The sequence below is a fragment of the Aetokthonos hydrillicola CCALA 1050 genome (genome assembly GCF_017591665.1).
Classification (GTDB): domain Bacteria; phylum Cyanobacteriota; class Cyanobacteriia; order Cyanobacteriales; family Nostocaceae; genus Aetokthonos; species Aetokthonos hydrillicola.
Genome location: NZ_JAAKGC010000173.1, coordinates 1 through 7,072, shown reverse-complemented (window position 1 = coordinate 7,072; position 7,072 = coordinate 1). Strand labels below are relative to the sequence as shown.

6 protein-coding genes and 1 pseudogene are annotated in these 7,072 nt (G+C 37.9%); 1 reads left to right on the top strand and 6 read right to left on the bottom strand.

The genetic code is table 11. The annotated features are described in order from the left end of the window. Positions 1 to 667 (bottom strand): annotated as a pseudogene (locus G4P69_RS34570) (hypothetical protein); the annotation flags it as partial. Between the two features lie 248 nt (positions 668 to 915). On the opposite strand from G4P69_RS34570, the gene G4P69_RS34565 reads away from it, so the two are divergent. Next, positions 916 to 1,392, top strand: a complete 477-nt coding sequence (locus tag G4P69_RS34565) for a DNA phosphorothioation-associated protein 4 (RefSeq protein ID WP_208341635.1) — start codon at positions 916 to 918, stop codon at positions 1,390 to 1,392. A 147-nt stretch (positions 1,393 to 1,539) separates the two neighbouring features. On the opposite strand, the gene G4P69_RS34560 is transcribed toward G4P69_RS34565, so the two are convergent. The 5 genes from G4P69_RS34560 to rfbB form a co-directional block, all read right to left on the bottom strand. After that, complete coding sequence (locus G4P69_RS34560) at positions 1,540 to 2,232, bottom strand: sugar transferase (RefSeq protein WP_208354429.1); 693 nt, start codon at positions 2,230 to 2,232, stop codon at positions 1,540 to 1,542. A gap of 129 nt (positions 2,233 to 2,361) precedes the next feature. After that, entirely contained in the window at positions 2,362 to 3,195 is an 834-nt protein-coding gene (locus tag G4P69_RS34555) for a WecB/TagA/CpsF family glycosyltransferase (protein ID WP_208341637.1), read from the bottom strand. 596 nt (positions 3,196 to 3,791) lie between these two features. Then, positions 3,792 to 4,376: a dTDP-4-dehydrorhamnose 3,5-epimerase gene (gene rfbC / locus G4P69_RS34550; RefSeq protein WP_208341638.1), complete on the bottom strand. Its 585-nt coding sequence runs from the start codon at positions 4,374 to 4,376 to the stop codon at positions 3,792 to 3,794. Next, complete coding sequence (gene rfbA, locus G4P69_RS34545; RefSeq protein WP_208341639.1) at positions 4,373 to 5,308, bottom strand: glucose-1-phosphate thymidylyltransferase RfbA; 936 nt, start codon at positions 5,306 to 5,308, stop codon at positions 4,373 to 4,375. Before rfbA ends, rfbC begins: the two co-directional genes overlap by 4 nt. Positions 5,309 to 5,340: 32 nt before the next feature. Continuing rightward, positions 5,341 to 6,414, bottom strand: coding sequence for a dTDP-glucose 4,6-dehydratase (gene rfbB, locus G4P69_RS34540; protein WP_208341640.1), 1,074 nt, complete (start codon positions 6,412 to 6,414; stop codon positions 5,341 to 5,343). Positions 6,415 to 7,072 lie beyond the last annotated feature (658 nt).

Genomic DNA, 7,072 nt, shown 5'->3' with positions numbered 1-7,072 from the left:
TACAGACACCTTGAGGCAAAGCTCGGCGCGTTCGCTTATTTGCCACTATCAGAAGTGCTGCCTGCTGTTTCCCAGGTATCAACTTGTTCATCAGACTAGAAAACTTTCGTCCTAAGGCCAAAGTAAAGTTTACTATTGGGCTTTGCATCTGTTGAAAAACTGGCGGATAGTCCATACCACCATTCATAGGGCCGATAATTACGGGCACACCCATCCCAAAAATCATCGAAGGTTCCTTTGGTGATACTGGAATTGGTTGATGAATTATATTAATCTTCTTTTCTTGTACGATATGACGAACGATGGACCGCTGAGCCAATTGAGTCATCATGCGCATGATGAGACCTAGAGTGAAACCGGATAAACGACTGGGTAGCAAACTGCTCAATCGATGCAGGAGTCGATGCCAAGTTGTATCGGGGATATAAGTAATATTTTTATCTTCAGGAAACAATGCCTGTAACTCTGTACGGGTACGTTCATGAACCACTAACCAGGTAGGAATTCCTCGTTGACGAAGAATTCGATAATAATGCCAAGGCAGAGCAGCTTCACCACCAAATTTTGCAGAGGCATGCTCTGCTACGATTAACACTCGAAGATTCATTAAGATATTCTCTGCTTGGGGTCTTTCGCCCGTTTTATGGTGATTGGAGGATTGATTCATAAGAAATTCATGCAAGAGTTTTAGTATTTAGCTGATATCGCAATTAAAATCTTGCTTCAGCAATCGCAAAGCCAATTGCCGTTGGTTACTTCCGGAACAGTGAGTTCCTTTGGGGACATATTTCGCAAATGCTCATCTAGGGCTTCGTATATAATATTACCCATATAAGTTTAGAAAACTAGCTTTGCAAGTTAAGAACATTATTTGAACGTTAAAGTTATAATTATTACAAATTAGATATAAGTAAAATGGCGGAAACTAGCAGAATAAGAGTTGCTAAAGATAAGGCTGAGTTGGTTAAGGCTTTGACATCCAATGATGGTGCTACAGGTCCCTTCCAAACTTTTGCTGATGTAGTTGTGTTTGCGGCGGCTTTAGGTGCAAAGCATAAACGCCGTGTTCCTTTGGGGGAAATATCAAAAAGAGAACCATCTCCAATTAGGCTAGAGCATTTTGCAACAATGGGGCATGATTGGGTAATCAAACTGTTGGGAATTACTGAATCTAAAGATATTAAAATCTTATCTCCCAGTCACGAAGAAGAATATGAACAGCAACGTAACCATATTTTTGAAGAATATGCTAATGGTGGACTAGAAATATTGCAGAATGAGTTACGAGGAGCAGTAGACTATACAGACCGAGTTTTATTGATGCTTAGCTCTGAAAGATTTAACCAAGATCAGCAAGAAGGAGAATTTGATTTAACTAGATTTTTACCGTGATTTTAGCCCAAAAAAAGGACACCCCATAATTTTCAAACTCAGAGCGTCGCGTTTCATCCCAGGTTAAAATCGTCAGGTTTTTATCCTGATGTACCTGTTCACATAGGAGCGTGTCTCGTCAATATTAAGTAATACTAATACTCTGCCCTAAAAAGCACCGTTTTTATTGAGTACAACCTTAAGAGTTTTTAGGATCAAAATCAGATCGTAAGCAATAGACCACTTGCGTTGGTAGCTAATATCCATATGAACAATATCTTCAAAATCTTTAATACTAGAGCGACCATTAACCTGCCATTCACCAGTCATACCAGGTTTGACGTTCAAGCGTTCCCAGTGATGTTTTGAATAGTGCATTACTTCATCAGGAGTTGGAGGACGAGTACCCACGAGACTCATTTCCCCACGTAGCACATTCCAAAATTGAGGTAGTTCGTCTAAACTGGTGCGGCGGAGAAATTTGCCTACACGAGTAATTCGAGGGTCATTTTCATTTTTGAGGATATGATTCCCTGTCGCTTGATTATTAACCAGATGTGTCAGTGTTTCAGCCCCTAGAGCCATAGAACGGAATTTCCAAATCCGAAAAGAGCTTCCGTTCAGACCACAACGAATTTGACTGTAGAGAATAGGACCTGGGTTGTCCAGCTGAATAGCTATCGCCAGTGGAATTGTCACGGCTGCTGTTATTCCTAGACCTACAATTGCACCTAATATGTCAATTATGCGCTTTGTTTTACTGATAACAGAAGAGTGAACTGAAAAATTAGCAAAACGAGCAGTATAGGTGTCATATACAAGTCGTATAGAGTTTCGGTTGGAACTAGAAAGCTGAGACATAGTAATTAGAGTTTCAGAATTTATTAGGTTGAGCAAATAAATGGCAATTGCTAGAACGAGAACTTTATGTTTATATATGACTGTAGAGAGTTAACTGTACTCTCTACAGTGTTATAAATCTGAAAAATTTCAATCTTGAACTAAGCAATGCTTAGACTCTCTAACTAATTGATGTTTGCTCCTGACTTCTGATTTCTGATTCAATTGTTTAATTCTTTGACGTGAATTGATATTGAATCTGATTTTTTGTTTTACGATTAAATAAATAAAAGGTAAATCTTCTACTAAATATCGTTTCCATAATCTTTGAGGTTCAGAGAATAGTCTATGCAGCCATTCTAGTCCTATCTTACTTAAGAACTTGGGCGCTCTCTTGAGATCACCTGCTTCAAAATTAATAGTTGCACCTATTGCTAAAAAGATTTTTACATTTGGCAATTTATCTTTATGTGCATATATCCAGTTTTCTTGTTTTGGAGAACCAACTCCTACTGCTAATACTGTCGCTCCTGATTTATTAATCATTTCAACTATTTCTGCGCATTCTTGAGGATTATTTTCAAAGCCAAAAGATGGAGAATAGTCTCCTACTACAATTTCCCTTTTAACTTTCTTGTTTATGTTTTCTTTGGCTTTCGTAGATACTCCTGGAGGGCCTCCCAGCAGAAAGATTTTAATATTTTTGTTATTTTTGTGATAAGTATAAAAAGCTGGGAAAAAATCTGAGCCCGAAATTTTTTGTTTAATCGGTGTACCTAAAAAATTGGATGCGTAGATGACTATCTGGCTATCACAGAGTTTGTAGTCAGCACTATTATATAATTTTAGAAAATCAGGGTCTTTCTGTAATTTCATTATGTGGTCTACATTGGGTGTAAACACAAGACCTGATGTAATTTTTTCTAGTGCTTCCGTTAGGAATAAATTGTCAATTTCTATATTTAATATATTAATTTTTCTCATTGTAATCCTACCTTGATGCTAGTAAAAAAATCCTGATAACTACTAAATAAAACACTTTTTTCGTAAACTTCGTGATTTCACTTACTTGTAACACAGTTACTGTATTGGCTCTCTTAAGCTAAAAAAATATGTTTGGTAGTTGCATCTGCTTTTCTTAATTCCCTCCGAGGAATTACTTATTATCTTACTCCGAGTAATTACTGATGAACATAGAAGAAATAAAGTTTTTATCTTTACTTTAAATAAATCAGGTCTAAAAAGAAGGAAATGTAAATTTGAGCAGATATTAAACGTTTATTTGTCGCATACATCAAGTTAGATGCTGTTTGATTCGTTAATTTAAGTTGCTCCAAATAATCATCACTCGTTTGTGGTTGCACTATCTTTGTGGGTACTTGCTTATCCTTTTTCCTCAAATCAAAATTTGATTTTTCTTCCTGACTTAACTGGCATTCTTCAAACTAATTAATAAAGTAAAAATACTGATAATATTTTCCCCTTAAAAGACAAGTTTTAAGGGGAAAATAATGAAATTATTGACACTCTTCGTCCTAAAAGGACAGGGTTTTAAACTTAATTTTTTTGATAAATGGCCTCTATTTAGCTATACCTATAGCACTTTTTATCAAAAAGTCCATAGTAAATACTTCTGCCTCTCGTAGTAAATGACCCTTTTGATCTTTAACAGACAAAATTGGTTCGCCATTGATCGGCCAAGTGATTCCTAAGTCAGGATCATTCCATTTAATACAACGCTCATATTGTGGTGCATAGTAGTTTGTTGTCTTGTACAGAAATTCTGCGTATTCAGATAGCACTACAAAACCGTGGGCAAAGCCGGCTGGGATCCAAAGTTGTTGTTTGTGTTCGGCACTTAGGTGTATACCAACCCATTGCTTGAAAGTTTTAGAATTTCTTCTTAAATCGACAGCGACATCAAATACCGAACCAACAACAACTCTCACAAGCTTTCCTTGAGGCTGCTGAATCTGGTAGTGTAAACCGCGCAAAACATTTTTGCTAGAGCGCGAATGATTGTCTTGTACAAAGTTAGATGATATCCCAATCCTATCCCAAAAAACTTTTTCATTATAACTCTCATAGAAAAAGCCTCGATCGTCTCCAAACACCGTTGGCTCAATGATTAGCACATCAGGAATAGCTGTCTCTATGACTTTCATACTAGTAATGCTTTTGGTTTATAAAATTCTTGTTCTAATTTCTCAATGTCAGCAGTAGTCTGAGTGACATTATCAAGTATTTCTATGAGGTAACGACCATAGCTACTTTTAGCCATAGGTTCAGCTAAACGACGCAATTGAACTGCATCAATGTATTTTTTGTTGTAAGCAATCTCTTCAATACAAGCAATTTTGAGCCCTTGTCGTTCTTCTAAAGTTTGGATAAAGTCGGCTGCTTGATGCAGGGATTCATGCGTACCGGTATCTAACCAAGCATAGCCGCGACCTAGTAGTTTTACTTGCAGTTGACGTCGTTGTAGATAAACTAGATTGACATCAGTGATTTCTAACTCATTGCGAGCAGAAGGCTTAAGATTAGAAGCAATCTCCACCACTTGAGAGTCATAAAAATAGATACCGGGAATAGCATACCTGGATTTAGGAACAACGGGTTTTTCTTCGATACTAACGACGAGTCCATGGTCATTAAATTCAACAACTCCGTACTGTCGAGGATCTTTCACCTGATAACCGAATATCAATGCTCCTTGACGAAGTGTGGCAGCATGAGCAAGTACTTCGCTGAAGCCATGTCCATAAAATATGTTGTCTCCTAAAATCAAGCAGACCGAATCATTGCCAATAAAATCTTTGCCTAGAATAAACGCTTGTGCTAAGCCTTCTGGCTTAGGCTGTTCAACATAACTAAACTTTAATCCCCATTGGCTACCATCCTTTAATAAGCGCTGAAATAGTGGTAAATCTGTAGGAGTAGAAATAATTAAAATTTCACGAATCCCTGCTAGCATTAATACCGACAAGGGATAATAAATCATAGGCTTGTCGTAAACAGACATGAGTTGTTTACTGATGACGTGGGTTAGAGGATAAAGACGTGTACCAGACCCACCTGCTAGAATAATGCCTTTCATTTTATAATCCTTACACACAAAAAATTTAGTAACTATGCGGCTTTTCTGTTGCCATAGTTTTGTTTAATCCAGTTTTCGTATCCACCTGATCGTACATGCTTCACCCAGTCAGAGTTATCAACATACCACTGAATCGTTTTTCTCAAACCACTATCAAAGTTTTCCTTTGGTTGCCAGCCTAATTCTCGGTAAATTTTTCCGCAATCGATCGCATATCGACGATCATGACCGGGACGGTCTTTAACAAAAGTCATCAAAGAAGAATGTTGAATAACAGACTTAGGGAACAGAACATCAAGAATTTCACAGATTTTTTCGACAACTGCTAAATTTGTTTGCTCATTCAAACCTCCAATGTTGTAGGTCTCACCAATACGTCCTTGTTGTAAAACTAGGTACAGTGCATCACAGTGATCTTCTACGTAAAGCCAGTCTCGTATGTTTTGGCCATCACCGTATATAGGAAGAGATTGACCATCTAAAGCATTGAGAATGGTTAGAGGAATCAATTTTTCTGGAAACTGACGTGGACCATAGTTATTAGAGCAATTAGTTGTTAAAGTCGGTAAGCCATAGGTGTGAAAGTAGGCTCGCACTAAATGATCAGATCCTGCTTTAGATGCAGCATAAGGACTATTAGGTGCGTAGGGGGTATCTTCTCGAAAAGGTTTATCTTCTTGGCTTAAAGAACCGTAGACTTCATCTGTTGACACGTGTAAAAAGCGGAACTGCTGTTGTCTTTTTGATGACAATTTTTCCCAGTAGAGCCTACATGTCTCTAATAAATTAAAAGTTCCTACTATATTAGTTTGAATAAAAGCTCCTGGGCTATGGATTGAACGATCTACGTGACTTTCCGCAGCAAAATTGATAATTGCATCCGGCTGATATTGGTTGAGTAAATAACTGATTAATTCCAGAGTCCCAATATCTCCTTGAACGAAATGATAATTTGGATCATCGTTTAATTGTGCTAGATTTAAAAGATTGCTAGCATAAGTTAGCTTATCTAAATTAATTATGTTAGCCCATTTTTCTTTTCTAGCCTGGAGTACAAAGTTAGCTCCAATAAAGCCTGCTCCACCTGTTACTAATAAAGTCTGCATCTTAATTCCTAACTTTTTGAAAAAAACTTAACCACATACAAGTCAGTTACGATGAACGAGTTATACAGAATACCCTTATCTAACTCAATCAAGTATAATACTCTTGTTTAAAGAGCGCGCTTCGGGCTTCTGCTGTAACTTATACCAATTTTGGGTGAAGCTGCACATTATTTTTACCCCTCCTAACCTCCCCTTGCCAAGGGGAGGTGCTGCTATGGGGTGGGGATTCTTATGCGTCTTTATATAAAAATGGTATTAGATCCTATGTTCAAGAATTCATTTTTTGCATTACTAAGTTATAAACAATTTCCTTTTTCTACCTTGTTGCTCTAAATTACAACTCAGACAAGATTCCTATATAAGACAGTTATAACTCATCTATTTGTAAAGTATCAATCTAATAAACATCAAGATTTCATTAACAATGTTTGCGATCGCCTGACTCCAAAATTACTCAAATACCAACGCAAAATCTAGCCACCTGCCTGAACAATATCAAGTTTTTTCAACTAAAGACTGCGCCCAAAAGGTTCTGAAGTAGCATCTTTAGTCAACTTTTTTAACGCTTGTGTCAGCCACCCCCACCCCCCCCCCCCCCTCCCCCCCGCCCCCCACCCCCCCCCCCCCCCCCCCCCCCCCCCCCCCCCCCCCCCCCCCC

Excerpts from the sequence above, each read along its gene's own strand:
- rfbA (WP_208341639.1), bottom strand. The coding sequence starts at position 5,308 with ATGAAAGGCATTATTCTAGCAGGTGGGTCTGGTACACGTCTTTATCCT.
- G4P69_RS34555 (WP_208341637.1), bottom strand. The coding sequence starts at position 3,195 with ATGAGAAAAATTAATATATTAAATATAGAAATTGACAATTTATTCCTA.
- rfbC (WP_208341638.1), bottom strand. The coding sequence starts at position 4,376 with ATGAAAGTCATAGAGACAGCTATTCCTGATGTGCTAATCATTGAGCCA.
- G4P69_RS34565 (WP_208341635.1), top strand. The coding sequence starts at position 916 with ATGGCGGAAACTAGCAGAATAAGAGTTGCTAAAGATAAGGCTGAGTTG.
- rfbB (WP_208341640.1), bottom strand. The coding sequence starts at position 6,414 with ATGCAGACTTTATTAGTAACAGGTGGAGCAGGCTTTATTGGAGCTAAC.
- G4P69_RS34560 (WP_208354429.1), bottom strand. The coding sequence starts at position 2,232 with ATGTCTCAGCTTTCTAGTTCCAACCGAAACTCTATACGACTTGTATAT.